25 protein-coding genes are annotated in these 25,721 nt (G+C 51.2%); 21 read left to right on the top strand and 4 right to left on the bottom strand.

Features of this window, described 5'->3' with window-relative positions:
• Positions 1–105: 105 nt before the first annotated feature.
• The 8 genes from KB559_RS02595 (at position 106) to KB559_RS02560 (ending at position 9,854) form a co-directional block, all read left to right on the top strand.
• Entirely contained in the window at positions 106–963 is an 858-nt protein-coding gene (locus KB559_RS02595) for an ABC transporter permease (protein ID WP_373316832.1), read from the top strand.
• 42 nt (positions 964–1,005) lie between these two features.
• Positions 1,006–2,547, top strand: coding sequence for an extracellular solute-binding protein (locus tag KB559_RS02590; protein ID WP_211020011.1), 1,542 nt, complete (start codon positions 1,006–1,008; stop codon positions 2,545–2,547).
• A 122-nt stretch (positions 2,548–2,669) separates the two neighbouring features.
• On the top strand, positions 2,670–3,782 hold the full coding sequence (locus KB559_RS02585; protein WP_211020010.1) for a glycoside hydrolase family 88/105 protein: 1,113 nt from the start codon (positions 2,670–2,672) through the stop codon (positions 3,780–3,782).
• A 52-nt stretch (positions 3,783–3,834) separates the two neighbouring features.
• Positions 3,835–5,199, top strand: coding sequence for a glycoside hydrolase family 28 protein (locus KB559_RS02580; protein ID WP_211020009.1), 1,365 nt, complete (start codon positions 3,835–3,837; stop codon positions 5,197–5,199).
• A 12-nt stretch (positions 5,200–5,211) separates the two neighbouring features.
• Positions 5,212–6,810, top strand: coding sequence for a glycoside hydrolase family 43 protein (locus tag KB559_RS02575; protein ID WP_211020008.1), 1,599 nt, complete (start codon positions 5,212–5,214; stop codon positions 6,808–6,810).
• Positions 6,811–6,841: 31 nt separating this feature from the next.
• Complete coding sequence (locus KB559_RS02570) at positions 6,842–7,759, top strand: dienelactone hydrolase family protein (protein ID WP_211020007.1); 918 nt, start codon at positions 6,842–6,844, stop codon at positions 7,757–7,759.
• 101 nt (positions 7,760–7,860) lie between these two features.
• Positions 7,861–8,850: a pectinesterase family protein gene (locus KB559_RS02565; protein ID WP_211020249.1), complete on the top strand. Its 990-nt coding sequence runs from the start codon at positions 7,861–7,863 to the stop codon at positions 8,848–8,850.
• Positions 8,851–8,876: 26 nt separating this feature from the next.
• Complete coding sequence (locus KB559_RS02560) at positions 8,877–9,854, top strand: sugar kinase (protein WP_211020006.1); 978 nt, start codon at positions 8,877–8,879, stop codon at positions 9,852–9,854.
• A 24-nt stretch (positions 9,855–9,878) separates the two neighbouring features.
• On the opposite strand, the gene KB559_RS02555 is transcribed toward KB559_RS02560, so the two are convergent.
• The 3 genes from KB559_RS02555 to KB559_RS02545 form a co-directional block, all read right to left on the bottom strand.
• Positions 9,879–10,235: a hypothetical protein gene (locus tag KB559_RS02555; RefSeq protein ID WP_211020005.1), complete on the bottom strand. Its 357-nt coding sequence runs from the start codon at positions 10,233–10,235 to the stop codon at positions 9,879–9,881.
• Between the two features lies 1 nt (position 10,236).
• Positions 10,237–10,839 (bottom strand): ImmA/IrrE family metallo-endopeptidase, encoded by a 603-nt coding sequence (locus tag KB559_RS02550; RefSeq protein WP_211020004.1) that lies wholly within the window; start codon positions 10,837–10,839, stop codon positions 10,237–10,239.
• 131 nt (positions 10,840–10,970) lie between these two features.
• Entirely contained in the window at positions 10,971–11,327 is a 357-nt protein-coding gene (locus KB559_RS02545) for a helix-turn-helix domain-containing protein (RefSeq protein WP_211020003.1), read from the bottom strand.
• Between the two features lie 466 nt (positions 11,328–11,793).
• Here KB559_RS02545 and KB559_RS02540 point away from each other — a divergent pair, with 466 nt between their 5' ends.
• Positions 11,794–12,237, top strand: a complete 444-nt coding sequence (locus tag KB559_RS02540) for a phage holin family protein (RefSeq protein ID WP_211020002.1) — start codon at positions 11,794–11,796, stop codon at positions 12,235–12,237.
• An 86-nt stretch (positions 12,238–12,323) separates the two neighbouring features.
• Here the strand turns inward: KB559_RS02540 and KB559_RS25345 are convergent, their stop codons facing one another.
• A complete protein-coding gene (locus KB559_RS25345; protein ID WP_282103116.1) occupies positions 12,324–12,446 on the bottom strand; it encodes a hypothetical protein in 123 nt (40 codons plus the stop codon).
• A 166-nt stretch (positions 12,447–12,612) separates the two neighbouring features.
• On the opposite strand from KB559_RS25345, the gene KB559_RS02535 reads away from it, so the two are divergent.
• The 12 genes from KB559_RS02535 (at position 12,613) to KB559_RS02480 (ending at position 25,703) form a co-directional block, all read left to right on the top strand.
• Entirely contained in the window at positions 12,613–12,888 is a 276-nt protein-coding gene (locus tag KB559_RS02535) for a hypothetical protein (protein ID WP_247681503.1), read from the top strand.
• Between the two features lies 1 nt (position 12,889).
• On the top strand, positions 12,890–13,105 hold the full coding sequence (locus KB559_RS02530; RefSeq protein ID WP_211020001.1) for a hypothetical protein: 216 nt from the start codon (positions 12,890–12,892) through the stop codon (positions 13,103–13,105).
• Positions 13,106–13,254: 149 nt separating this feature from the next.
• Entirely contained in the window at positions 13,255–14,835 is a 1,581-nt protein-coding gene (locus KB559_RS02525) for a DUF4127 family protein (protein WP_211020000.1), read from the top strand.
• Positions 14,836–14,947: 112 nt separating this feature from the next.
• Positions 14,948–16,060, top strand: a complete 1,113-nt coding sequence (locus tag KB559_RS02520; RefSeq protein WP_211019999.1) for an amidohydrolase/deacetylase family metallohydrolase — start codon at positions 14,948–14,950, stop codon at positions 16,058–16,060.
• Entirely contained in the window at positions 16,026–17,132 is a 1,107-nt protein-coding gene (locus KB559_RS02515; RefSeq protein ID WP_211019998.1) for a DgaE family pyridoxal phosphate-dependent ammonia lyase, read from the top strand. The genes KB559_RS02520 and KB559_RS02515 overlap by 35 nt, the downstream gene beginning before the upstream one ends.
• A 2-nt stretch (positions 17,133–17,134) precedes the next feature.
• Entirely contained in the window at positions 17,135–17,890 is a 756-nt protein-coding gene (gene dagF / locus KB559_RS02510; protein WP_211019997.1) for a 2-dehydro-3-deoxy-phosphogluconate aldolase, read from the top strand.
• Complete coding sequence (locus tag KB559_RS02505) at positions 17,883–18,899, top strand: sugar kinase (RefSeq protein WP_211020246.1); 1,017 nt, start codon at positions 17,883–17,885, stop codon at positions 18,897–18,899. Before dagF ends, KB559_RS02505 begins: the two co-directional genes overlap by 8 nt.
• A gap of 11 nt (positions 18,900–18,910) precedes the next feature.
• Complete coding sequence (locus tag KB559_RS02500; RefSeq protein WP_211020245.1) at positions 18,911–19,627, top strand: GntR family transcriptional regulator; 717 nt, start codon at positions 18,911–18,913, stop codon at positions 19,625–19,627.
• Between the two features lie 1,584 nt (positions 19,628–21,211).
• Positions 21,212–22,231 carry a glycoside hydrolase family 130 protein gene (locus tag KB559_RS02495; protein WP_211019996.1) on the top strand — a complete coding sequence of 340 codons (1,020 nt, stop codon included), beginning with the start codon at positions 21,212–21,214 and terminating at the stop codon, positions 22,229–22,231.
• Positions 22,232–22,548: 317 nt separating this feature from the next.
• Positions 22,549–23,856, top strand: a complete 1,308-nt coding sequence (locus KB559_RS02490; protein ID WP_211019995.1) for an extracellular solute-binding protein — start codon at positions 22,549–22,551, stop codon at positions 23,854–23,856.
• A 122-nt stretch (positions 23,857–23,978) separates the two neighbouring features.
• Entirely contained in the window at positions 23,979–24,854 is an 876-nt protein-coding gene (locus KB559_RS02485) for a carbohydrate ABC transporter permease (RefSeq protein WP_211019994.1), read from the top strand.
• Between the two features lie 18 nt (positions 24,855–24,872).
• Positions 24,873–25,703 carry a carbohydrate ABC transporter permease gene (locus KB559_RS02480; RefSeq protein ID WP_211019993.1) on the top strand — a complete coding sequence of 277 codons (831 nt, stop codon included), beginning with the start codon at positions 24,873–24,875 and terminating at the stop codon, positions 25,701–25,703.
• Positions 25,704–25,721 lie beyond the last annotated feature (18 nt).

The raw sequence follows: 25,721 nt of genomic DNA, 5'->3' as shown, positions 1-25,721 counted from the left end.
AAAGCATCAAGTGTCGCATCGATGGACGTGAGAGTGGAGCCGGAACTTCAACGAAAGGCTTCCCCGATCCTCACCAGCTTAAAACGCAACAAGCTTCTATACCTCATGATTTTTCCCGGACTTCTCTATTTCATTGTATTTAAGTACTTGCCGATGGGAGGATTGGTAATCGCCTTTCAGGATTATCAGCCTTACCTGGGGATTACGGGAAGCCCCTGGGTTGGGTTGAAGCATTTCGAACGATTGTTTACGGAGCCTACGTTCTTCATGCTATTGAGGAATACGCTGATCCTGTTTGCGATGAACATCGTGTTTTTCTTCCCGTTACCAATTATTTTGGCGCTGATGCTGAACGAGGTGCGGAACAAATGGTTCAAAAGCGCTGTGCAAACCATCATTTATATCCCGCATTTCATGTCTTGGGTCATTATCGTATCGATCACGTACGTGTTTCTGAATGTGGACGGCGGTGTCATTAATGAACTCCTTGCCGTACTCGGCTTCAACAAGATCAGCTTCCTGACCTCTCCGGAGTGGCTGCGGACGATGTATATCGGACAAATCATTTGGAAGGAGCTTGGGTGGTCGACGATCATTTATCTGGCCGCCATCACGGTCGTGGATACTCAGCTTTACGAAGCGGCGGAAATGGACGGCGCGGGACGATGGAGAAAAACATGGCATATCACCTTGCCGGCGATTCGCCCCGTCATTATTACGTTGTTGATCCTGAAAATCGGAAGTACATTGGATCTTGGTTTCGAGCATATGTACCTGTTGCTGAATTCCTTGAACCGTGAAGTCGCTGAAATATTCGATACTTACATTTACACCGCCGGTTTGAAGAACGGTCAATTGAGTTTCAGTACGACCGTCGGATTGTTCAAGGGCGTGGTCGGGTTGATCCTGGTCATGGCTTCCAACAAGTTGGCGAAGAAATTTGGGGAAGACGGCGTGTATTAAACCGCACAACCAATAAAATTTTGAGAAAAAGGGGTAGAGAATATGAAATTCAAAATGAAGCAAGTGGGAGTTCTATTGCTCGCGAGCGTCTTCTTGTTGTCGGCTTGCGGCGGGGCGAAAAACAACGGCGCTGCTGACGCCAGTAATGCCAAAACGGGAGCCAACGGCGAAAACGCGGCGGTAGACAAACCGGTCAATATCACCTGGATGAATATTTTGCATACCGCTTCAACGCCGACGGGGAAGGTCCAATCTCTCATTGAAGAGAAGACGAACACGAAAATCAAATTTTCCTGGGTACCCGATGCATCCAAGGAGGAGCGGATCAATACCGCGCTCGCCTCTAACTCTTTGGCCGACATTGTCACCTTGACGATTCTGGACAATTCATCCGTTCGGAACGCCTTGAAATCGGGCATGTTCTGGGAGGTCGAGCCTTACCTGGACGAGTTCCCGAACTTGGCGACGATTTCCGAGGACAAGCGGCGGTCCGCTTCGATTGCCGGCAAGCTCTACGGGGTGCCTTTCCAAAAAGACGTGGCGCGCAACGGCGTCATTATCCGCAAAGACTGGCTAGATAAGCTGGGGCTTCCGGTACCTAAAACAACGGATGAACTGATGGAAGTAGCCAAAGCCTTTACCGAGCAGGATCCGGACGGAAACGGAGTAAAGGACACCGTCGGATTCATCGACCGGAATGATTTGATTTACGGGGCATTTAAAACGCTGGGCTCCTATTTCGGGACTCCTAACTATTGGCAACATAGCGAAGACGGAAAAATGACGCCTGAGTTTGAGACCGAAGGTTACGTCAAGGCGATGGATTTTATGAAAGCCACTTACGATAACGGCTATATTAACAAGGACTTTGCCGTTACGGCGAAGACGGATCAGCAGGAAGGGTTTGCCCAAGGCAAAGCGGGCATCTATGTCGGCGCCCTGTTTGACGGCAAGAACCTGCTGAATTTGTCCAAGGGGATTCAGGACGACATGGAATTGGTGCTCGTCAACAATATTACATCCACCGGCAATGAAAGCGACCGGGCCATCTGGGCCGGGAACAACGGAATCGGCGGGCTGCTGGCTTTTCCTAAATCGGAAGTTAAAGACGAAGCGGAGCTGAAACAAGTTCTGAAGTTCGTGAATGATTTGATGGACGACGATATTTATGCACTGATGACTTACGGTATCGAGGGCGTTCATTACTCCATCGACGGGGATATGGCCGTCACCATTTTGGATAACGATCTGTGGAAACAGGAAGTACAGCCGTTCGCCTCTTCCCGCCCTAAGGAGCCGGGTTACAAAATCCATGATGCGGATCCGTTGAAGGTCGAAGCTACCAAGCTGATCCTGGAAAACGAGGAGTTTGCTGTCCTGAATCCGGTTTATTCGCTGGAATCGGAAACTTACACAACGATGGGCTCGGAGCTACAGAAGATCATTACGGACGCCACGTACAAGTACATTCTCGGATCCATCGATCTGAACGGCTTCAAGGCGGAGGTCGAGAAATGGAAAAAGTCCGGCGGCAGCAAAATTATTAGCGAGTACGAAGCTGCGTATAAAGAAGCCAATTCTTAAGTTCGCTTGTTAATTCACTTTATATAGGCAGACTGTTTAAGCTTGGACAATTTTTAAGAGGTCCTTTCCATGAATCTGTGGCAAGGACCATCATTTTTTGACCGGGAGGATGTGCAGATCAGATGAGTTGGGCTACTAAAACAGCGGAATCCCTGATGGAGCGGATGCCGAAAATGCATGAGGGCAAAGGATATGCCGGCAAATGGTCATATGATTACGGTGTGGTGTTAAAAGGCTTTACGCTGCTCTGGAAGCAGACGGGTGACCGGAAGTATTTTCAGTATATCCGGGACAACATGGATGACTTTATCGGAGGAGACGGTAGCGTAAGAGGATACCGTAAGGATGAATACAACATCGATCATATCAATAACGGAAAACTGTTGTTCATGCTGTATGAGGAAACCGGTCTGGAGAAATACCGGCAGGCGGCCGATCTGCTGAGATCGCAGCTGGCAAGTCATCCGCGCACGTCGGAAGGAGCCTTTTGGCACAAGCAAATCTATCCTTATCAAATTTGGCTGGACGGACTTTATATGGGATCGCCGTTCTATCTGGAATACCTGCTGACTTTTGAAGAGGGAAAAGGACTGGACGATGTAACGAAGCAATTTATCCTGTGCGAAAAACATACGAAGGACCCTGAAACCGGGCTGTTATATCATGCCTGGGATGAAAAAAAGATACAACCCTGGTGTGACCCCGCCACCGGATTGTCTCCAAATTTCTGGGGCCGCTCCCTGGGGTGGTATGTGATGGCTTTGGCGGATGTGCTGGAGCTGCTGCCCAAGGAGCACGGTGATTACACTGAGCTTGTCCGGATATTCAGGGATGTGCTGACGGCTTTGAGAAAATATCAGGACGAGGCCAGCGGCGTATGGTATCAGGTTGTAGATATGGGCGGACGCAAAGGCAACTATTTGGAGGCTTCGGCTTCCAGTATGATCGTGTTTGCCATTGCCAAGGGAATCCGGCTAGGGATTCTGGAAGGGGACGGCTGGCGGGAGACATTGGATTCGGCATTTCAGGGCTTGATCGTTGAATTCGTATTGGAAACGAAAGAGGGCTGGGTCAATCTGAACAAAAACTGCATGGTGGCAGGCTTAGGCGGAGAGGACCGCCGGGACGGCACCTATGCGTATTACATTAGCGAGCCGATCATTACGAATGACTTAAAGGGAGTCGGGGCGTTCCTGCAGGCGTGCGCCGAGGTTGAAGGGTTGCTGGCTCAATAAATGCCGAAATGCCGCTTGGATTATTAAAGTCGTTGGAACAGGAGGAAGAAGCATGCGAGTATATGACATTACCGATTACGGAGCGGTTGGCGACGGGCAAACCTTGTCAACAGCGGCTATTCAATCCGCAATCGATGCAGCCGGAGCCGCGGGCGGAGGAACCGTGTTCGTTCCGGCGGGTACGTATGTGACGGGCGCGATCTTTATGAAAAGCTATATCGAGCTGAATCTGAGTCCCGGTGCCGTGCTGTCCTTCAGCACGAATCCCGAGCACTATCCGGTCGTTTCCTCCCGCTGGGAGGGCGTGCTGCAAGAGGTGCACGCGTCGTGTATTTTCGGCCAGGACCTGGAGAATATCGCGATTACGGGAAGCGGCAAGCTCGACGGAAACGGCCAGCCATGGTGGGATAAGAAGCGGAGCGCGCCAGAGGAGCTGGAATATCCCCGGCCGAAGCTGATCAGCTTTGACGGGTGCCGCAGGGTGACGTTGAGAGATCTGAACCTGGTCAATTCGCCAAGCTGGACCGTGAACCCGATTCGCTGCCAGGACGTCACGATCGACAATTTGTCCATTTGGAACCCTGCCGATTCGCCGAATACGGACGGCATCGATCCGGAATCATGCCGGAACGTGCGGATCAGCAACTGCCATATCGATGTGGGTGACGACTGCATTGCGATCAAGGCGGGCACCGAGGAGACTGCGGAGCGGATCTCCTGCGAAAACATTACGATCGTGAATTGCACGATGGTTCATGGTCACGGCGGCGTGGTGCTGGGCAGCGAGATGAGCGGGGATATCCGCAACGTTACGATCACGGGCTGCGTATTTCAGCATACCGACCGCGGCATTCGCCTGAAATCCCGCCGCGGACGCGGGGGAATCGTCGAAGATATCCGCATCAGCAATATCGTCATGGATGATGTCCTGTGCCCTTTTATTCTGAATCTTTATTATTTCTGCGGGCCGCGCGGCAAAGACAAATACGTCTGGGACAAAAATCCTTACCCCGTGACGGAGGAGACACCCCGCTTCCGGCGCATCCACTTTGCGAACATTACCGCACGCCGGGTGCATGCGGCCGCGGGATTCCTATACGGCCTTGCAGAGCAATACATTTCCGAAGTTACGTTCGACCAAATCGATATTTCCATGGCGGAGAATGCAATTCCGGGAGTTCCGGCCATGATGACGGGCATCCGCGAAATGAACAATCGAGGCTTCTTTCTCGGTAATGTAAGGGATATCCGCTTCCACCATGTCACGATCGAAAATCATGAGGGACCGGCAATTCATGTGGAGAATGGAGAGCGGGTCGTCGTGGAACATTGCGAGTCCAGAAATACGAAGCAGGAAGAAATGCTGTTGGAGCAGGTTACTGTTCCGCCGAGTAATCCGGGCGAGGAAGAGGCTTAGAGGAGGCTGATGATGGTGAATGTCGAAGGAAACAAGGCTGGCTTTATTCAAAACCCGATTCTGCCGGGATTTAACCCGGATCCTTGTATTGTACGAGTGGAAGAGGTTTATTATATCGCGGTTTCTTCATTTGAATGGCTCCCCGGCGTCCGGATTTACGAGTCGAGCAATCTCGCCGATTGGGAACACTGCCGCGACCCGCTGACCCATCAAGTGGATTTGAGGGGTAACCCGAAAAACTGCAGCATTTGGGCTCCGCAGCTTAGTTATCATGACGGTTTATTTTATCTGATGTACACCGATGTGAAAAGCACGAAGCGCCCTTTTAAGGATTGCCATAATTATTTGATAACGGCTCCGTCGATCCATGGCCCTTGGTCGGAGCCGGTATATTTGAACAGCAGCGGATTCGATCCGTCCTTGTATCACGACGACGACGGCCGCAAATGGCTGCTCAATTGTCTGTGGGATTACCGGATCACCGAAGGCAACAAATCGAGCGGAATCGTAATCCAGGAGTATGATTCCTTGCAAGGCAAGTTGATTGGTGAACCAAAAAAACTGTTCGACTGTACACCGCTGAAAAAAACGGAAGCGCCTCATATCTACAAGCGAAACGGCTACTATTATCTCATTACGGCCGAAGGAGGAACCGGCTCCGGGCACGCCGTTACGGTGGCTCGCTCCAAGGAACTGCTCGGCCCATATGAAGTGGATCCGCAGAATCCGATGCTGACTTCGCGAAATCATCCTGAATTGGAGCTTCAATGCGCCGGGCATGGCAGTTTAATAGAGACGCCACAGGGCGAATGGTATATGGCGCATTTGTGCACGCGTCCGGTAGAAGGTGAGTTTGCCATCTTGGGAAGGGAAACCGCTCTGCAACAGGTATATTGGGACGAGCAAGGTTGGCTCCGCTTAACTGCGGGGGGGAACACGCCGCAGATCCGGGTGCCGCTGCCTAAAGGACTCGATTTCACACCGATAGTGACGGTGACGGATTTTGAAGATGATTTTACGGGTCCCGGCTTGAAAAAGAACTGGAACACGCTTCGAATTCTGGCGGATGAAAACTGGTGTTCGCTGTCGGCCAGAGCGGGTTACCTGAGGATTCAAGCGGGAGAATCGCTGCAAAGCTTGTTTAATCACCATATCGTGGCGATCCGTCAAACGGACAAGTCGTTTCGGGCGGAGACAATGGTGGAATTCGATCCGGTGTCCTATTTGCAAATGGCCGGGCTGATGCTCTATTTGAACGAAGATAACTATTGGTATGCCTACGTAAGCCATGAAGAGGGAAAAGGCAAGGTCCTGAGGCTAATGCGCTGCGAAAGGGATGAATTTGAGCTCGAACCTGTCATGATGGAATGGAACGGCGACGGAGCGGTCCAACTGGCCGTTGACGTCTCCGGTGCAAAGGGACAATTCTATTACCGGGCGGACGATCAGGACGAATGGCATGCTTGGGGAGACGCCCGGCATATAGGTTTTCTCTCAGGCGGATTTACCGGCAACTTCATCGGAATCGCAGCCCATGACATGAACAGGTTCGGCGGAATCTATGCCGACTTTGATTATTTCCGGTATCAAGGCAGAGATAGACAAAGTTAAGTTAGAGGAGATGAAAGGAGGGAGCCGCCGCATGAATTGGAGCCCGCAAGAGGCACGGAATAAATTGCTCGAATTGCTGGGGGATTTACCGCCGGAAGAGCCGATAACGGCTCAAGTCCTGAAGGTCGAGGAGCGGGACGGATATGTCCTTGAAACGCTGCAGCTGGAATTGAACGGGATGGAGCCGGTGCCGGGTTACGTGGCCAAACCCCGGGAGAGCAGCGGGCCGTTTCCGCTTGTGATCTTTAATCATTCCCATGGCGGAAATTACGGGAACGGCCGCAAGGAGATGATTGTGAGCAGCCCCTATCTGCAGGAGCCTTCGTTTGCTAAGGTGCTCACCGACTTGGGCTGCGCGGTCTGCTGCATCGATATGTGGGCCTTCAATGAGCGCGGCGGTAAGACCGAAAGCGAGCTGGTTAAGGAGATGTTGTGGAACGGCCGGGCCATGTGGGGCATGATGCTGTACGACAATCGCCGTTTGCTCGATTATATGTGCAGCAGGCGGGATATCGACAGCTCCCGGGTCGCCACGATCGGTATGTCCATGGGCGGCCTGATGGCGTGGTGGTCGGCCGCGCTCGATGAACGGATCAAGGTGACGATCGACATCTGCGGGCAGGTGGAGGCGGGAACTCTGATTGCCAAAAGAGGGCTGGACCACCATGGCTTCTACTCCTATGTACCCGGCTTATTGAAGCATTTTTCGACTTTGGATATTCAAAGGCTGATCGTGCCGCGGCCCAGGATGAGCCTGGTCGGGCGGAACGACCGGCTTTGTCCGGTCGAAGGCGTGGAACTGCTCGCTACCGGGCTCCATGATGCCTATAGGGATGCCGGGAAGCCGGAGCATTGGCAGCCCGTTCTCGGTGGAGGCGGCCATATGGAGACTGCAGCGATGCGGGCGGCCTGGGTTCCGTTTCTGACGAAGCATTTACTGGAGAGATAATTTAGGATGCGGCCGGTTTGGTAGGGCTTGGCTGGGCGTATCATTGCACCATAGATTTGTTTTAGTTAAGTGGAAACTGGAGGTTTCATGGAGATATGAAGTTGCTTGTGGGAAAGGAACCATTTTGTGATTTCGCATACATTCAGGAGGCGGTTGATTTTCTGGAACGTAAACCGTCTGAAGTTTCCGCACAGATTCATATTTTGCCGGGCGTCTATGAAGAGTCGGTAAAGATCTATCGCTCGAATCTGGCCCTGATTGGCATTGGACAAGTCGAGATCGTTATGAAGCGTTATGCCCGGGAGCGGGATGAGCGGGGGGAAGAGATCGGCACGTTCGCTACGCCGACCTTATTTTTGGGAGGCAGCCGCCTGCTTCTTGAAAATCTGGTCATCGCCAATACGGCAGGACAAGGGGATGACATCGGACAGGCGCTGGCCGTGTATGCTCATTGTGATTATACCGTGTTCAGCAACTGCATCCTGAAAGGCCATCAAGATACGTTATTCACCGGGCCGCTGCCTCCGTCTCCGAAAGATCGGCCGGAATTTGGCGGCATCCCGTTAAGGGAGCGGCATGCCAATTGCCGCCAAATATACCGCCGTTGCCTGATCGAGGGCACGGTGGATTTTATATTTGGCGGGGCTACGGCGTATTTTGAGCATTGCGAAATCCGAAGTCTGCGCCATGCGAAAGAGGGCGGCACGGGTTATATTACGGCGGCCTCCACGTTAAAGGAACAGCGCTATGGATTGATTTTTCGGGAATGTTACTTGACTGCGGCCCAGGATGTGCCGGAAGGCTCGGTTTATCTGGGGCGTCCTTGGCGGTCTCATGCCAAAACCGTATTCGTAAACTGCAGGGCGGACAGCCACATTCACCCGGAGGGCTGGGATAACTGGAACGACCCGGCCAATGAGACGACGGTCGGCTATGGCGAATATGACACCTCAAAGGCCGATGCGTTGCGTTCCCAACGGGTTAAGTGGGCGGAATGCTCCGGCGCCGGGGGGGACTTATGGAGCAAAGAAAGGGTGTTTTCCGACAGTGAGGGAGAACGGAAATGGTGGTTACAAGACGAGTATCTTTAGAAAAGTAGTTAAAGGAGCGAATGGACATGAAACATGCCATGACAGTGGAGGCGGCTGTGACGCCTGATGTGATTACGTTCGGAGAGTCGATGGGACTATTGATCTCGGACGATCGACGGGGGTTGGAGTACGGCTCCGAACTGAATTTGTCCTTCGGCGGAGCGGAAAGCAATGTCGCCATCGGTCTGGCGAGGCTGGGCTGCCGGTCCGGCTGGTTTGGCCGGCTGGGAAACGACCCGCTTGGCCGCCGTATTTACAAGGCGATCCGCGGTGAAGGAGTCGACGTGTCTCGAGCAGCTCTTGCCGAGGACTCTCCAACCGGATTGATGCTGCGGGAGAAGGCCTTCGGCAACAATTCGGTATACTATTACCGCCGTCACTCCGCCGCGAGCATGATGTCGCCGGAGGATCTCGATGAAGCTTACATCGCCTCCGCCAACATTTTGCACGTGACCGGCATCACCGCGGCTCTCAGCGACACGAGCCGGGAAACGATCTTCCGGGCGGTGGAATTGGCCAAGAAGCATGGAACTAAAATAAGCTTCGACCCCAATCTGCGGCTGAAGCTGTGGAGCCCGGATGAGGCCAGAGACACTTTGCTTGCGCTCGCCGGGCAGGCGGATTACTTTTTGCCGGGCCTGGACGAACTTCGGCTGCTTTATCGCAAAGAACATCTCGAAGAGCTAGTTCCCGAGTTGAATAAACTACCGGGTGTAAAAATCATCAAAGGCGGCGACCGTGAGACTTACATATTGGAGAATGGAGAGTTGTCGAGCGTCCCGTATTTTCCGGTGGAGCAGGTCGTCGATTCGGTCGGAGCGGGCGACGGATTCTGCGCCGGCTTTCTGGCCGGGGTGCATCAGGGAGATGATCTCAAAGACGCGGTGCGGCTCGGCAACCTGATCGGCTCCATGGTTATCCAGGCTCCCGGCGACTGGGAAGGCTTGCCGACCCGGGAGGCGGTCCGGGGCATTATGAGCGGCCGGGTGCATGTAGAGCGTTAGCAGGTTTCTTTGTGATCCGAAATCCTATTCAATCAACCCGTCCTCCATCAATCGGTCTCCCCATTTATACTCCAGCACTTCCTCCGCATCGCTAATTTGGATCACGAGCAAGGTGATGTCGGCTCCGGGGTGCCGGAGGGCGAGGTTGGGCAACACGACCCCAAGTTCCTCATTCCCCCCGCGTTTCAGGACAAGATCCTCCAGCAGCACGGATGCGCCGATCTTGTCATCGAACTGCTCCGGCTCGAACCGCTCAAACGGACCCGAGAGCGGCAGATATAAAATCTCCGTCCAGTCCAGCTCACCGGGCTGAGTTTGGACCACTAGCTGCAAGGGGCGTATCCCGTCGAGAACGAAGTCGCAGTATAAAGCCAAGCGCACTCTATCTTCCTCGCTTTCCGCTGCCGCTTAACTGCTTCTCCAGTTGGGCCAATACTCGTCTGGTTTCCCCCGACCAGCCGCTCACTTGCTGGTGCTGGCGGTCCGCTTCCTTGGCGGCGGCCATCAGGCTTCCGTGCAATACCCGCCGCTGGATCTGATCCAGCCTGTGTTCGGCCAGTTCGTACGGAACGCGGAAGGTTTCGGCGAGAAATGGAATCGCCTCGCAATGCTGATCGGGAACAGGCAGCTTCGCAAACATGTAAAAAGGAATCGCCGCGTACAGCACGAACTGTTCCGCTTCGGTTTCCTGCGCATTTTTGAATAGGACGGGCATCCTCCTCTGGTCCCCTGCATGTCTCAGTACATGGCATAATTCATGGAAAAAGATCACTCTCGCCGTCACATCATCCGCATATTTATTGAGAAAAATCACCTGCTCCTCGTTATCGGAAAAAGAGGGGCATTCCTCGTAAACGAGTTCCACGCCAAATGCCTGGGCGATATGCTCGATATCATGCTCGGCCGTGCTCGCAATCCCATGTTGTAAATATTTGCCGCTGATCCACTGCTCCAACTCGGTTTCCCTGTAGTAGGAGAATAACATAAAATCACCCCAAAAGAGAATGTATGTTCGGTATGTATCGGAAAAGAAGGGCCCTCTGGGAAGGGCCTGTTTCGTCATCTCATTCATTGTTTTGCCTTAGAGTTATATTCGACGTTCAAGTTGTAATTCCTTTAATTTTTTTCTATTTCGCCATCTAGCAATTTTTTCTTTTGCTCGCGATAGGCTTTCAAGGCCGCTTCCATCATCGCAATTTCGTCCGCCGTATAAGCTTCCGGCCCGCCGTAAAAAGACATGCTCATCCCTTTATCATAGGAAGGAGACGGGTCTTCGTTGCGTCCGAGCAAATAATCGGCATTCGTGTCCAAAGCATCGACGATGCTTCGCAGCGATTCCGGGTCGGGTTTGCGATCATTCGTCTCATATCGGGACAACTGAGCGACGGTCAATCCGGCCATGGCCGCGAGATCCTTTTGCGTCAGAGACTTATTTTCCCGAAGGATTTTGATTCGATCCCCAAGACTTTGCATAGAAACTCCTCTTTTTCCGTTTCGGATAGTATAACACTGAGTTACCGTTTTGGTAAATAGGAATATATAAATTTTGTCATTATGGAAAACATTTGACATTACCAAATCGGTAATATAAAATGGGGATAAGTTACCGAAATGGTAATTATGATGTGGTATAAGAAAAATAAAGAGTGTTTGTTCTAAAAATTATAGTTAATAAAACGTTAATTTTAATGAATGATAGTTGCAAAACGTTCTGATTGAAGCTTACTTTAAATTACCAAATTGGTAACTTTTCAAACGAAATGGATTGTTTTTGTTATGGAGGAATCACCACGTAAAGAAAACGGACAGGCTTGATATTGATCGACTAGATACCATACCCATCAATGGCAGAGATGAGGTTCTTCCTGTTCATAATAACTTCAATTTATCTTAACCGCATGAGAATAGGACGCAAATAGTTCAAGGAGGCACAACCGACATGAATGATCAAATTAATTACTTCACTAATAGCCTAGCCTCTATTTTCGGATCTGTGATGGAGTATGCGTTAGGCGGTTGGACCATCCTACTTCAGGTACTGTTTGTTTTTGCGATAGCGGATTGGATTACTAGTTGGGTGGCAGCGTGGATGAATAGAGAGTTGCGCAGCCGAATGGAGCCTGAAGAGATCATCCGAAAGAGCATGATCTTTATTCTGGTTTCAATCGCGCATTTGATCGATGGGATTTTAGGCGAAGGGCATTATATTCGGGATGCGGTAATCTTTTTTTATCTGGCGATGGAGCTTTTGTCCATTATTAAAAACATTGAGCGGATGGGCATTCCAATGCCGGGAGTACTACGTAACGCGGCGAAGATATTTCTATCCAAAAGTGGAGAAAAAGAGAATGACGAACAGCACGCGGACAAGAAATCTCCGTAGCCCACATGCTGGAGTAGATTGGAAGAGCAAAGTGTTTTACGGGAAGGAAGCTCCGCTAGTTCCAAGCCTCCTTCCTAATCTGTTCTCTATCCCCAATACACCGAAAACAATGTATACACCACATACCCACAGGCCAGCAGGATAGCGAATGCGCTGATCCAGAGCACGGCTTTTCCCCAATTCCGATAACGTTCTCTTTCTTTCCACATATCGATTCGACCCCTTCCTGTAGAAAATCCGCATATGTATAACTTAAGTTAATATGGCCTCTTTTAAACGACTTCCTGGATAAGGAAAATCGCTCCAATTGACTCAAGACTCGCAGCATGCGCATTTAAGTTCCAGATAATCTCCGGTAAACAAGGACTTTTTTTCTTGTTGAATAAAGAACGAATGTTCGCATATAATACAAACAAACGTTCTTATTTGGAGATGGTGCTGGTGGAAAAATACATCGGAAAATTGCTCGAGATTATTTATATCGATCGGGCGGGAAACGTGTCTCAGCGGCGAATTGAAGTTCATGCGGTAAAGGGGGACCTGGTACGGGCGACCTGTTTAAAGACCGGAGAGCCGAGGGCTTTCCGGAAGTCCAATATTTTGGCTTATGCACCTGTGAAAGTGAAAGGCCGTGACAGCGATGCTTCCTGATTTGGAACGCAAATTGCTGCGTATTTTGTTCAATTTCTCGACGCAGCGGGGGCGAGTGCCGATGATGGGTGAACTGGAACGCATGACCGGCAGAAGAAAAGAGGATATTCTTGATGGGCTGCGAGCACTGGAGCGTGAGCGATATATTCATTGGCCGGATTCGGCGGCATTGGCAGGCATTCTAGTGCTGGAAGCGTGGGATCGGGGAGCTCGTTAGAGGCCCTGATCTCTTTTTTTTAGATATTTTCGTAATTTTATGGGATAGTCCTTTAATTCGGAGAGAGCTAAGATTATATTAAGCATATAAATTCCTGAAAGCGCTTAAATAATAATTTAGTTAGTTGAACCGGAGGGGAGAATAATCATATGCCAAAAGTAGTCTACTTGCCGCTCGATGAAAGGCCGTGCAATTACCTGTTTCCGCGGCGGCTGGCCGAAATGACCGATCTGGAACTCGCGGTGCCGGACATCCATCTGCTTGGCCGCAAAAAACAACCGGCCGATACGGCGGCGGTCCGGGAATGGCTTTTGCACGAAGCCGAGGGAGCGGACTATTTGCTCGTATCCATTGATTTACTGATCTATGGCGGAATCGTACCGTCCCGCTTGCATCATTTGACGTTTGAGGAATGCATGGAACGCTTGTCCGTGCTGGCCGAAATCAAGGAGTGTCATCCGGGGATCCGGATTCACGCTTTTAATCTGATTATGCGGGTGCCAAACAACAATAAAGATGAGGAAGAGCCGGATTACTATAAATTTCATGGCGGCCAGATTTTTAAATACAGCTATTTGACCGATAAAGCGGAACGCGACCAGCTGAATGATAACGAACATATGGAGCTTGAACAGTTAAAAACATTGATCCCAGAGCCTTATCTGAATGATTTCGTCGAGCGCCGGGGCGTTAATCAGCAGGTGAATCATTATACGTTGAAGCTGGCGGAGGAAGGGATCATCGATCACCTGATCATTCCGCTCGACGATAATTCGGAGTATGGCTTCTCCCCAAAAGAGCAGCAGATGATGATCTGCCGGGTCGAGGAACTGGGTATCATGGACCGTGTGATGATTTATCCCGGTGCCGATGAGATCGGCTGCACGATGTTCGCGCATATTTTTTGCGAATTGAAACAGTACAAGCCGGAGATTTTTGTGCGGTATTCCTCGACTAAGGGGCCGTTGACCAAGCCGAAATATGAGGACCGCAGTCTGAACGAGAGCGTCAAATCCCATCTCACCGCCTCCGGGGCCGTGTTGGCGGATCATTCCGGCGATACTCCATTCGTGCTGATCGTCCATTCCCCGGCAGTGGATCAGGCGGGTATGGCGGAGCAGATTCCTTTTAGGGAGCGGCATCGTTCTTATTTTTCCGAAATTCATTATCGGGAGATCGTCGAAAGGATGGAAGCTTACTTGCGAAAGGGCAAGCATGTTGCTCTGGGTGACGTGGCGACGTGCAACGGCGGAGATCCGGTTCTAATAAATTTGCTGAAGAAAAAAGGATTGCTGGACCAATTGACCGCCTATGCGGGATGGAACACATCCGGTAACGCGCTCGGTACGGTGATCGCTCATTTCGTGATCATTTCGTATTATTTGGAACGCCAGGAATCGGCAACTTATCCCGAAATCATTCGGGAGAGCCGGAAATTTTACTATGAGCGCCTGGTTGAGGATTTCATTTATCAGTCCCTTGTCCGCCAGGACATGCTGGAACACGATCTGCCCCGACTGGATGCAAGCTATTATGTGATCGGACATTGTTTGGACGAAGTGCATGGTATTTTGGCCGAAAAAATGAACCGGGCAGCCGAGCGGTACTTCGGGGATATTCCGGAAGGGCGGATCAGGCTTCAACGGCTTCATTTTCCATGGAAGCGTATGTTTGAAATCGGATTTGAGCTTAACATAGAGACGGAGTCTACTACTATTGCTGCTGAATAGATTCAGAAAAGCAAGTCTAATTAAATCACAAACATTATAACGTTATATTTACTTAAGGTAACGATGGTGTTATTGTAAACATTATAATGTTATATCGAAAAGGGTGAAGATCATGACAGATTCATGGGTCCTGCGCCGCGTCAAACGCGTGAGCGGGGAAGAGATCGATATCGTGATCGAGAACGGGCTGATCGCGGAGATCACCGAGCCTGGAAAAGGCCGAGCAACGCGGGAGTATGACGGCACCGGCACGTATGTATCCAGCGGCTGGATCGATATGCACGTTCATGCGTTTCCCGAGTTTCATCCTTACGGGGACGAGATTGATGAGATCGGCGTCCGGCAGGGCGTCACGACGATCGTCGATGCCGGAAGCTGCGGAGCGGACCGGATCGCGGATCTGATTCGGAGCGGGGAACAAGCCAAGACGAACGTACTGGCGTTTCTAAATATTTCCCGTATCGGCCTGCTTCGCATCGACGAATTGTCGCAAATGGCGTGGATCGACCGGGAACGGGCCAAACATGCCATCGCCAAATTCGGCGAATCCATCGTCGGCTTAAAAGCGCGCATCAGCCGGAGTGTGGTCGGTGAGAGCGGAATCGAGCCGCTGCGAGTCGCGAGGGAACTGTCCGAAGAAACGGGGCTTCCGCTCATGGTTCATATCGGCTCGGGACCGCCGGACATTCGGGAGGTAATTCCGCTTTTGGCGCGAAAAGATATCATAACTCATTATCTCAACGGAAAAGCGAACAATTTATTTGATGCAGAAGGCCGTCCGCTCCAGGTCCTTACCGATGCGGTGGCTCGGGGAGTTCATCTGGATGTAGGACATGGTACGGCAAGCTTTTCATTCCGGGTGGCCGAGGCGGCCAAACGTCACGGGATTGCACCGGATACGATCAGTACCGACATCTACCGCGGCAATCGGTTGAACGGGCCGGTATACAGCATGGACAATGTGCTGTCCAAATTCCTGCTTCTCGGGTATTCCCTTGAAGAAATCATCGGCATGGTAACCGTCAATGCCGCTGCCTGGCTGGGCAAGCCGGAACTGGGGCGCATCCGGGTGGGCGACACCGCGAACCTTACGCTGTTCACACTGGCCGACGGTCCGGTCATGTTGACCGATTCGGAAGGAGAACAGAGAACGGCGAATCAAATTATCCAAGCAAAAGGAGTTGTGGCAAATGGGGAATTCATTGAATGCGAAATACGGGCTTAAGCGAGTGATTAATGCCAGCGGGCGCATGAGTATTTTGGGCGTGTCCGCACCGACCGATACGGTAATGGAAGCGATGAAGCAGGGCGGACAGAGCTACGTTGAAATCGCCGATCTGGTCGACAAAGCGGGCGATCATATCGCTGGGGCGCTTGGTTCCGAAGCGGCCGTCATCGTCAACTCCGCTTCCAGCGGGATTGCATTGTCCGTTGCGGCTGTTGTGACCCGGGGGAACCGGCGGCTCAGCGAACGGCTGCATCAGGAGATTATTCCCCGCAATGAGATCATCATTTTGAAAGGCCACAATGTACAGTACGGCGCCCCGGTGGAGACGATGGTCTATTTGGGCGGCGGGCGTCTGCTGGAAGTCGGCTACGCCAATGAAGGCCGGGCCGAGCATATCGAAGACGCCATCTCGGAGAGAACCGCGGCGATTTTGTACGTGAAATCTCATCATGCGGTTCAAAAGAACATGATTTCCGTCGAGGAAGCCTGGGACGTGGCGCAAAAGAACGGCGTTCCGCTCATCGTGGACGCGGCGGCCGAAGAGGATCTGCATAAATACGTGACTTGTTCGGATCTTGCGATCTACAGCGGCTCCAAAGCGATTGAAGGACCGACCTCCGGAATCGTAGCGGGGAAACGTACTTATATCGATTGGCTCAAGGTTCAATTGCACGGCATCGGCAGAAGTATGAAGGTAGGCAAAGAAACAAGCTTTGGCCTGCTTCAGGCACTCGACGAGTATCTGGTCAAGGTAGACAAGAGCGAGCAGGAAAAAGCCTCTCTCGAAGCGCTGTCCCCGCTAAACGACATACCCGGCGTGAAGGTGACGATCGTTCAGGATGAAGCGGGCCGCGCGATCTACCGGGGTCGCATTCATATCGATCCGCAGCAGACGGGAACGAACGCCAAAGAAGTTGCGGCGGGACTCCAAAACGGTGAAATAGCGATTTATACGCGGGACTATGGGGTTCGTCAAGGCTATTTCGACATCGATCCGCGGCCTCTGCTCGGGGACGACATTCAAGTTATAGAGGAACAATTGCGTAAATTATTGACGGGGGGAAAATAAGCATGTCACAGATCGAAAAGCGTTTTTACAAAGGGCGCGTCGCCTTGAACGTGTTGGCGAAGGATATCGCCAATGCCAAGGAAGTTTTTGAAGCGGCGGAGGGGCATGTCCTGGTGGGTGTTCTGTCCAAGGCTTATTCTACGGTAGAGGAAGCCGTGACCGCCATGAAAGCCTATGGCAAGGAAATCGACGAAGCGGTATCGATCGGGCTTGGCGCCGGCGACAATCGTCAAGCCGCGGTTGTGGCCGAGATCGCGAAGCATTATCCGGGCAGCCATATCAACCAGGTGTTTCCGGCCGTGGGAGCGACCCGCGCCAATCTCGGCGACAAGGACAGCTGGATCAACAGTTTGGTGTCCCCGACGGGACGCGTCGGATATGTGAACATCTCCACAGGGCCGGTCAGCGCGGCGCAAAGCGAGGCTGCGATTGTTCCTGTGGCGTCGGCGATTGCACTGGTGCGCGACATGGGCGGAAACGCGCTGAAGTATTTTCCGATGCAAGGCCTTAGCCGGGAAGATGAGTACCGCGCCGTTGCGGCGGCATGCGCCGAAGCCGGCTTCGCGCTCGAACCGACGGGCGGCATCGACATGGACAATTTCGAGCCGATTTTGCGCATCGCCCTGGAAGCGGGAGTGCAGCAAGTCATCCCTCACGTGTATTCTTCCATCATCGATAAGGAATCCGGAAATACCAATATTCAGGATGTGCGGGACTTGCTCGGCATCATGAAAAAGCTGGCGGATGAGTATGCCTAAGCGGGTAGCTGCATTTGGCGAGGTAATGATGCGTCTCCAGGTGCCGGGGCATGATATGCTGTCACAGGCCAGCACCTTGAATTATTCGTTCTCCGGCACCGGAGTGAATGTCGCCTCGGCCTTAGCCCGCTTCGGACATACGGGGTTATTGGTAACCCGCTTGCCTCTGGGTCCGCTAGGCGACGCGGCTTCAGCGTATTTGCGGAAGCTCGGTATTGAGGCGGAGTTCGTTCTTCGCGGTGGAAACTACTTGGGACTATATTTTTTGGAGAACGGCTTCGGGGCTCGTCCAAGCCGGGTAACGTATACTAACCGGTTGGAAAGCAGCTTCAATACGTCGCCGCAGGGTACTTACAATTTTGAACGTATTGCCGAGTCGATTGATGCGGTACATTTCTGCGGCATCACGCTGGCTATGAACGACGGAGTCCGGGGCCACATGATAAACCTGGCCAAAGCCGTCAAGGGTCGGGGAGGCAAAGTTATTTTTGACTGCAATTTCCGTCCTTCCCTTTGGGGAGAAAAAGGCCATAGCGTGGCTAGACCGCACTATGAAGAGATGCTAAGGCTTGCGGACATTGTGTTCATGAACGAAAAGGATGCTATGTTCACGCTGGGAATGGGCAGCACTGCCGAGGGGCGGGAAGAGAGACTAGCCGAGTTGATTCCGGCGGTGGCGAAACAATACGACATCACGGCGATTGCCGGGACGCACCGGGATATCCACGGTGATAACTCTCACTCTTTGCGCGGCTTTTTGTTCAAGGAAGGGCGCTTTACGTTTTCGGAGAGACTGACATTTTCCGTCTATGATAGAATAGGGGCAGGAGATGCCTTTGCCAGCGGCATTATTCATGGCGAACTGGAGCAATTCGAGCCGGAGCGGACCGTGAATTTTGCGGCGGTGGCGGGCATGCTGGCCCATACCGTGGCTGGAGATACGCCGATGGCTTCGGAGGGAGATGTTTTCCGGGCCATGGAGAGTACGATAGGCGATGTGGAAAGGTAGTGGATTTTAAAGTGAGCTTGTCCCGAAAAGACCGGCCGTTATATTTGCAGATCAAACAAATTTTGAAGGACCGGATTTTGCACGGCGTATATCCTTTGGGGAGCAACATTCCTTCGGAGCCTCTTTTGGAGCGGGAATTCGCCGTCAGCAAAATTACCGTTCGCGGTGCGATCCAGGAACTCGTGCAGGAAGGCTATCTGGAAAAAGGCAGCGGCAGAGGCACGAAGGTGATCCGGAATAAAGCGGCTTCCAAGCTGTCGAAATGGAAACATTTCACGGAGATTCTGGTCGAGTCCGGCCACCGGATCAAGAAGCAGTGGCTGCGGGCGGGAGCCGTGCGGACTGTGCCGGGAACGGAACAGCATCGGCTGTTCGGCGAGACCTGCCTGAAGCTGGAGCGTCTCTATTATCTGGACGATGCCCCATATATTTATTACGAGCATTTCTTGAGCAGCGATCTGGAAGAAGGTCTGACGTTGTCCGACCTGAATGATCAATCGCTCTACGAACTGCTCGAAGAACAAGGATTGTCCCTCGACAACCTCCGGGACGAGTTCGGCGTGGCAGCCGCTAGCCGCGAAATCGCAGAGATCCTGGGAGTGCCCGAAGGAGCTCCGTTGCTCAAGCGCAGCCGCTATTCCCGTGATGAACAAGGCAACATTATCGAATACAGTGTCGGCTACTATAACACCGAGCTGCAGAGCTACATCGTAAATTATGACGCATAGTTTTCGTTCACTGAAAAGTACCGTTGGACAGCCGGGATGGGATGGCATTTTTGCCTCTCGTCCTGGCTGTTTTGGTTTTTAACGGACATCACCGAGACGACGTATTTTACCACTCTTCTCGGCTGTTTCTTTCCTAACGGACATGAGAGCCGTTAAACTCCGAAAAATCACCGTTCTGGAAATTTAACGGACACCAGAGCCCTTAAATGGTCGCGGTGACCATGTTTTCCTGCGAAAAAGGGTATTTAACGTCTCCTGTGTCCGTTAGCCGATCCAACCTCTGTTTTTTGGCAGAATAAGGTCTTCTGTGTCCGTTAGAATTGTCGTGCTGTAGTGGTCTCGTAGCCTCATAGCCTCGTATCCTCGTAGTCTCGTATTGCATCGTTATAAAATGACGCGTTTAGGTGCAACCATCTAAAAATATGCCGAGTTACGATATTTTCATCGTCGGAAGCCGAGGTGGAACGCCATTTTGCCACTTATCCCGGCTGTTTCTTTTTCTAACGGACATGAGAGCCGTTAAACTGCGGAAAATCACTGTTTTGGAATTTTAACGGACACCAGAGCCGTTAAATGGCTAGGATGTCCCTGTTTTCTTGCGAAAAAGGGTATTTAACGTCTCATGTGTCCGTTAGCCGATCAAACCTCTGTTTTCTAGACGAATAAGGTCTTCTGTGTCCGTTAGAATCTGCGAGACCTGGCGTGACTGATGTGACTCATGTTACCTAAGTGACCAATGTTGATAAATGTGACTAATCCGTCAAAGTTACCGATGTGACCAATGTGATCAATCTGACTTATGCGACTAATGCGACAATGCGGCCAATGTGACCAATGCGATCAATCTGACTAATGACTAAAGCGATCAATGTGACTGACGTGACCGAAGTGACCGGCATGATTAACGTGACTCCCCCAACCCCAACTCCTCCAACTACCCCGACCGTGTGAATCATCATATCCTAGTTGATTTTGGTTAAAATGAGCGGAAAATTACTGAAACAAATTCGAGGTCATATGATCATCGTGCCAAGTATATTTTTGCCAGGGGGCAAGTGACGGAGGCGCTTACGGTTACTCATGATTAATAAGGTAATTTTGAATTTATAAGGTTAGTTTAGGTGCGGAGTTACTTTTAGCCAACGGAAGTTGGTTTGTTGTAATAAGGGTTACTACCTCGGATTATCTCGAAACCACTGACGTGCCTGCCACGCCAAGTAAATTAATCGCCCGTGTCCATCATGGCATCGTTTGTACGAAACGTTCGGTCCGACTCATCCACCGCTTTACCTCCCCAGCGTGCTTCACCAAGCTTGAGCTGGTATCAGGCTCCTTCTGCCAAAGTCTTCCTCAAATCTCTAGTATTTTGTGGCTCTTCTATCACCAGTTCGGAGCGCCCGAAAACCAGCCCTATTATTCAGATGTTTTCTATAGTTCACAGGATATTTTGCAATAAGAAAGCGTTCTATAATAACCCTATAAGACATTGCCAAGCTCACGCGGTGCCGATAATCGACCTTTTCGGCGGGTGCTGCAGCGGTTTGGCTCATAGAACTTTTAAGGTTTACATGAGGAGGCATACAGATGAAGATTGAGAGACATCCGGACAATCCGATTGTGGTACCGGGGGGTTACGAATGGAGAATGGTAACCGTTTTCAACCCTGCGGTCATTATTGATAACGGAAAGTTCTACATGATCGAGCGGACGGCCGGGTCGTTGACCCCGTGCAAAAACTTTCTCGGCTTGCTGGAAAGCGAAGACGGCGTGCATTTCACGCATGTGAAGGACGAGCCGATCGTTACGCCGGACATGCTCGGATTCCCCTACGGTAGCGTCCAGGATCCCCGCATCGTCAAGATCGATGATACGTTTTATTTGAACTACGCGCTGCGTCCTTGCGCCATGAGTTACTATCCGACCGGCAGAGGCGTGCCCGAGCGTTCGATTCCGGAATATCCGGACGGTTGGGGCGAGCAGGAAGGCCATTGGCTGACCCGTTCCTCGATCCTCACCTCCAAAAATCTGGTGGACTGGGAGTTCCTGACGGATACGACACCGCTTGATATTAACGACCGGGACAATATTTTGTTCCCTGAAAAAATAAACGGCAAATATGTGCTTCTGCGTCGGCCGGAGGAATATGTAGGCGAAGCATACGGTACGGAAAAAGCGGGCATGTGGATTACCTATTCCGACGACCTCATTCATTGGGAAGAGCCGAAGCTGCTCGCCAAAGGCGAAAACCCGGCTTGGGAATGTCGCAAAATCGGCGGATCGACGCCGCCGGTGAAGACGGACCGCGGATGGCTGGTGCTGTATCACGGCGTGGACGACGAAATCGTATACCGCGTGGGAGCGATGCTGCTCGATCTGGACAATCCGGAAAAAATCATTGCGCGGACGAAGAATTTCATCATGGAGCCGGAGACGTACTACGAAAAGTTCGGGTTCCAGATCCCTAACGTGATTTTCCCGACGGGGAACGTGGTGAAAGACGGCTTGCTGTATATCTACTATGGAGTTACCGATACGGCGATCGCCTTGGCGACGGTGCCGCTTGAGGAACTTGTGGATTATATTCTCAACGAGCCGGAAAACTAATAGAAACGTAAGCAGGGAACGACCGCGGCAAGCGGTTCTTCTTGAAAACAACTTGAAAACGCTTACTATATTACATCTGTTTTCATGGTTATTACACAATGTGTTACATTATATAACATAAAGCCACGAAACGGCCATTCTAAAGTCGCCGAAACTTCCACATTCATCTTGATTTTTCGGATATAATCAAAGATTCATGGGATATAGAGCGAATAACAGACCTTTTATAATAGAAACATAACGAGTCAAGACAATAAATAGATCATGGCTTGTTAGGTTCTAAACCGAATTTCATTATTAAGAAAAGAGGGTTGGTTATGAACAAAACAAACAAAGGCAAAAAGGCGGTAATTTTGGGACTGGTCGCGTTGCTGGCGATTTTTACGGCAGCTTGCGGAAAAGGAGACAATGCTTCCTCTAAAGGCGGCTCGGAAACGGAAACCATCACATTGAACATGATGCATCCGTGGACATCCCCGAACGTCGATAACGAAGTGTATAAGGCGCGGATCGCTGAATTCGAGAAACAGCATCCGAACATTGTTATCAAACAGGACGGCGTACCTTCCGCTCAGTACAAAACGAAGCTCCGCACGCTCGCCGCGGGCAATAACCTGCCGGACATCAACGTAGTATGGCCAGGCGCGGACCTGGATCCGCTAGTTGATGGTAACTTGCTTGAGCCGATTAACGACCTGATGGAAAATTGGACTTCCATTTTGCCGGAGAGCGCGTTGGCCGGATTTAATGTTGACGGCAAACAATATGCGGTGCCGACCAAGCAAACCTTTGTCGATATTATTTACTACAACAAAGAAATGTTTGCGCAAATTGGATACGATACCTTCCCTGACACCTATGACAAATTCATCGACGCGGTCAAAAAGCTGAAAGAAGCAGGCATTACACCGATTTCCCTCGGCAACAAGGAGCAATGGCCGCTGCAATCTTCCTATATTTCGATCATCGGAGACCGGTTTACTGGCAGCGATTTCTTGCCGGCTGTTCTGGAGAAGAAAGCAAAATTCACCGATCCGGAATTCGTCAAGGCGCTCTCGGTCATTGATGAACTGACCAAACTGGGCGCGTTCAATACCGATGCCAATAACATGGACTCCGTACAAGGGCAGGATTATTTTATCCAGGGTAAAGCGGCCATGCATATTTCTTCCTCCACTGTTGATGCACGGGTGCGGATCAACAACGATGAAGGGGACAAGTTCGGCATTGCGCTGTTCCCGAGCGTGGAGGGCGGCAAAGGCGAACCGGCCAAGAGTGCGGGCGTCGTTCAATACGGCATTGCCATCAAGAGCGAACTGAATGAGAAAAAACGGGCTGCTGCCGAAGAATTCTTGAAATTTTTCGTGAGCGAGGACTTGTATAAAGAACTGATCCGTAACGGCGTTGTCGTGCCGGCAAAGGTTGATGTGCCGGAAGATGCGAGCAAGTACCTGAAAGAGATGCTGGAATTGACGGGTAACGGTACGGCGCCGGTATTCGACAGCGTGATTCCGACCCAGGTCGTCGATGTGCTGCAAAACGGGCTTCAGGCTTTGACCGTAAAACACGGTACGCCTGAAGAACTGGCCAAGGAAGTCCAGGAAGCTTTCGACAACATGAACTAAACAACGGACATATCCATCACCCTGACGTTTGAATCCGAGGGGCAAGAAAACCCGAACATTCCGGGTTTTCTTGTTTCATCGGGCTTGGAGGCCAAGGGTGCGAAGAAAAGGAGGAATCCCCGATGCAAACGCTAAGAGGGACCAAATTTGCCATTTTCCTCGGTTTGTTTCCGGCGCTGATCATCTATCTGGGTATTGCCATCGTTCCGATCGGGTTGTCCTTGTACTACTCTCTGATGAATTGGAACGGAATCGGCTCCATGTCTTTTGCCGGACTTGATAACTATGTGAAAATTTTGAGCGACGACACCTTCTGGCTGTCGGTAAAAAATAATGTCATCATCATGGTGACCGGCCTGGTCGGTCAAATTCCGCTGGGCCTGCTGCTGGCGCTGCTGCTCAACCGCGGGTTGAAGGGCTCGGGAATTTTCCGGACCATCGGATTTATGCCGGTCGTTATTTCTTCGGTAATGGTCTCCCTGATCTGGGGGATGGTGTACAATACGGAATACGGCTTTCTGAATAGTCTGCTGGGGATGATCGGGCTGGATGGCTGGCAGCAGAACTGGCTCGGTGATTCGAAATGGTCGATGCTGTCGATCAGTATTGCGTATATTTGGCAAAATTGCGGCTTGTACATGGTTATTTTCCTGGCCGCGCTGCAAAATATTCCGGAAGAAGTCAACGAGGCCGCCGAATTGGACGGGGCCACCGGATTGAAACGGACCCTGCGGATTACGATCCCTATGGTCCGGGGAACGATTATGGTAGGTGTAGTTTACAGTATAAGCAACTCCTTCCGCGTCTTTGACCTGATTCAGATTTTGACGGGCGGCGGACCTGCGCATCAGACGGAAGTCATGACGATCTATATGTACAATAGCGCCTTTATCAACATGCGCTACGGCTACGGCAGTGCGGTGTCCATTCTGGTATTGCTGTTCAGTCTGATCGTCATTTCACTCATCAACCGGCTTGGCCGGGAGAAAGATGCATAAGGAAGGGAGGATTGCGCCATGAGGAGAAAATCCGGGCTGTTTCAGTTTTTCGCATACACTTTTTTAAGCCTGTTCGCTATTATTAATATAGTTCCTCTCTTTTGGATGGTAGTCAACTCCTTCAAGAAGGAACAGGAATATGCGGCAGATCCGTTTTCGTTCCCGAAAGTTTTGCAGTTTTCGAACTATGCCAAGGCTTGGGAAGTCGCCAATATGAATGTGTACTTTTTAAACAGTTTGATCGTTACGTTTGTCTCCTTGCTTGTTACCGTGCTGCTGGGGGCGCTTGCCGCCTATTTCCTGTCGCGGTTCAAATTCAAGCTTCAGGGAATGACCTACGGACTATTCTTGTTGGGGATGCTGGTTCCGATCCATGCTACCCTGATTCCGATATTTCTGATCATGCAAAAACTGCATTTGCTGGATACGTACTGGTCGCTGATTTTGCCTTACACGGCATTTCACTTATCGTTGACCGTATTCATCCTGGAAGGATTCATGCGGGGGTTCCCCAAAGATTTGGAGGAATCCGGCGTCATGGACGGCGCGGGGGTATACCGCATCTTTTGGTCGATTATTTTGCCGATTACTAGGCCGGCCTTGGCCACGGTTATTATATTGAATTTTATTTATAACTGGAACGAGTACTTGTTTGCACTAGTGCTGATCACCTCGACGGAACTTAAAACGCTGCCGCTTGGCCTGGCTAATTTCGTCGGTATTGAAACGGCCAGCCTCACCTTGCAGATGGCCGCGCTGACGATTGCGCTGATCCCGATCCTGATATTCTACCTGCTGCTGCAGAAACAACTCGTTAATGGTATGACGGCGGGAGCGGTTAAGGGCTAGACCGGGCGAAAGTGAGAG

The organism is Paenibacillus sp. Marseille-P2973 (genome assembly GCF_018101095.1).
In the GTDB taxonomy this organism is placed as follows: domain Bacteria; phylum Bacillota; class Bacilli; order Paenibacillales; family Paenibacillaceae; genus Fontibacillus; species Fontibacillus vini.
Note: the sequence above shows the minus strand (reverse complement) of the source record. Positions and strands in the feature narration are given on the sequence as shown.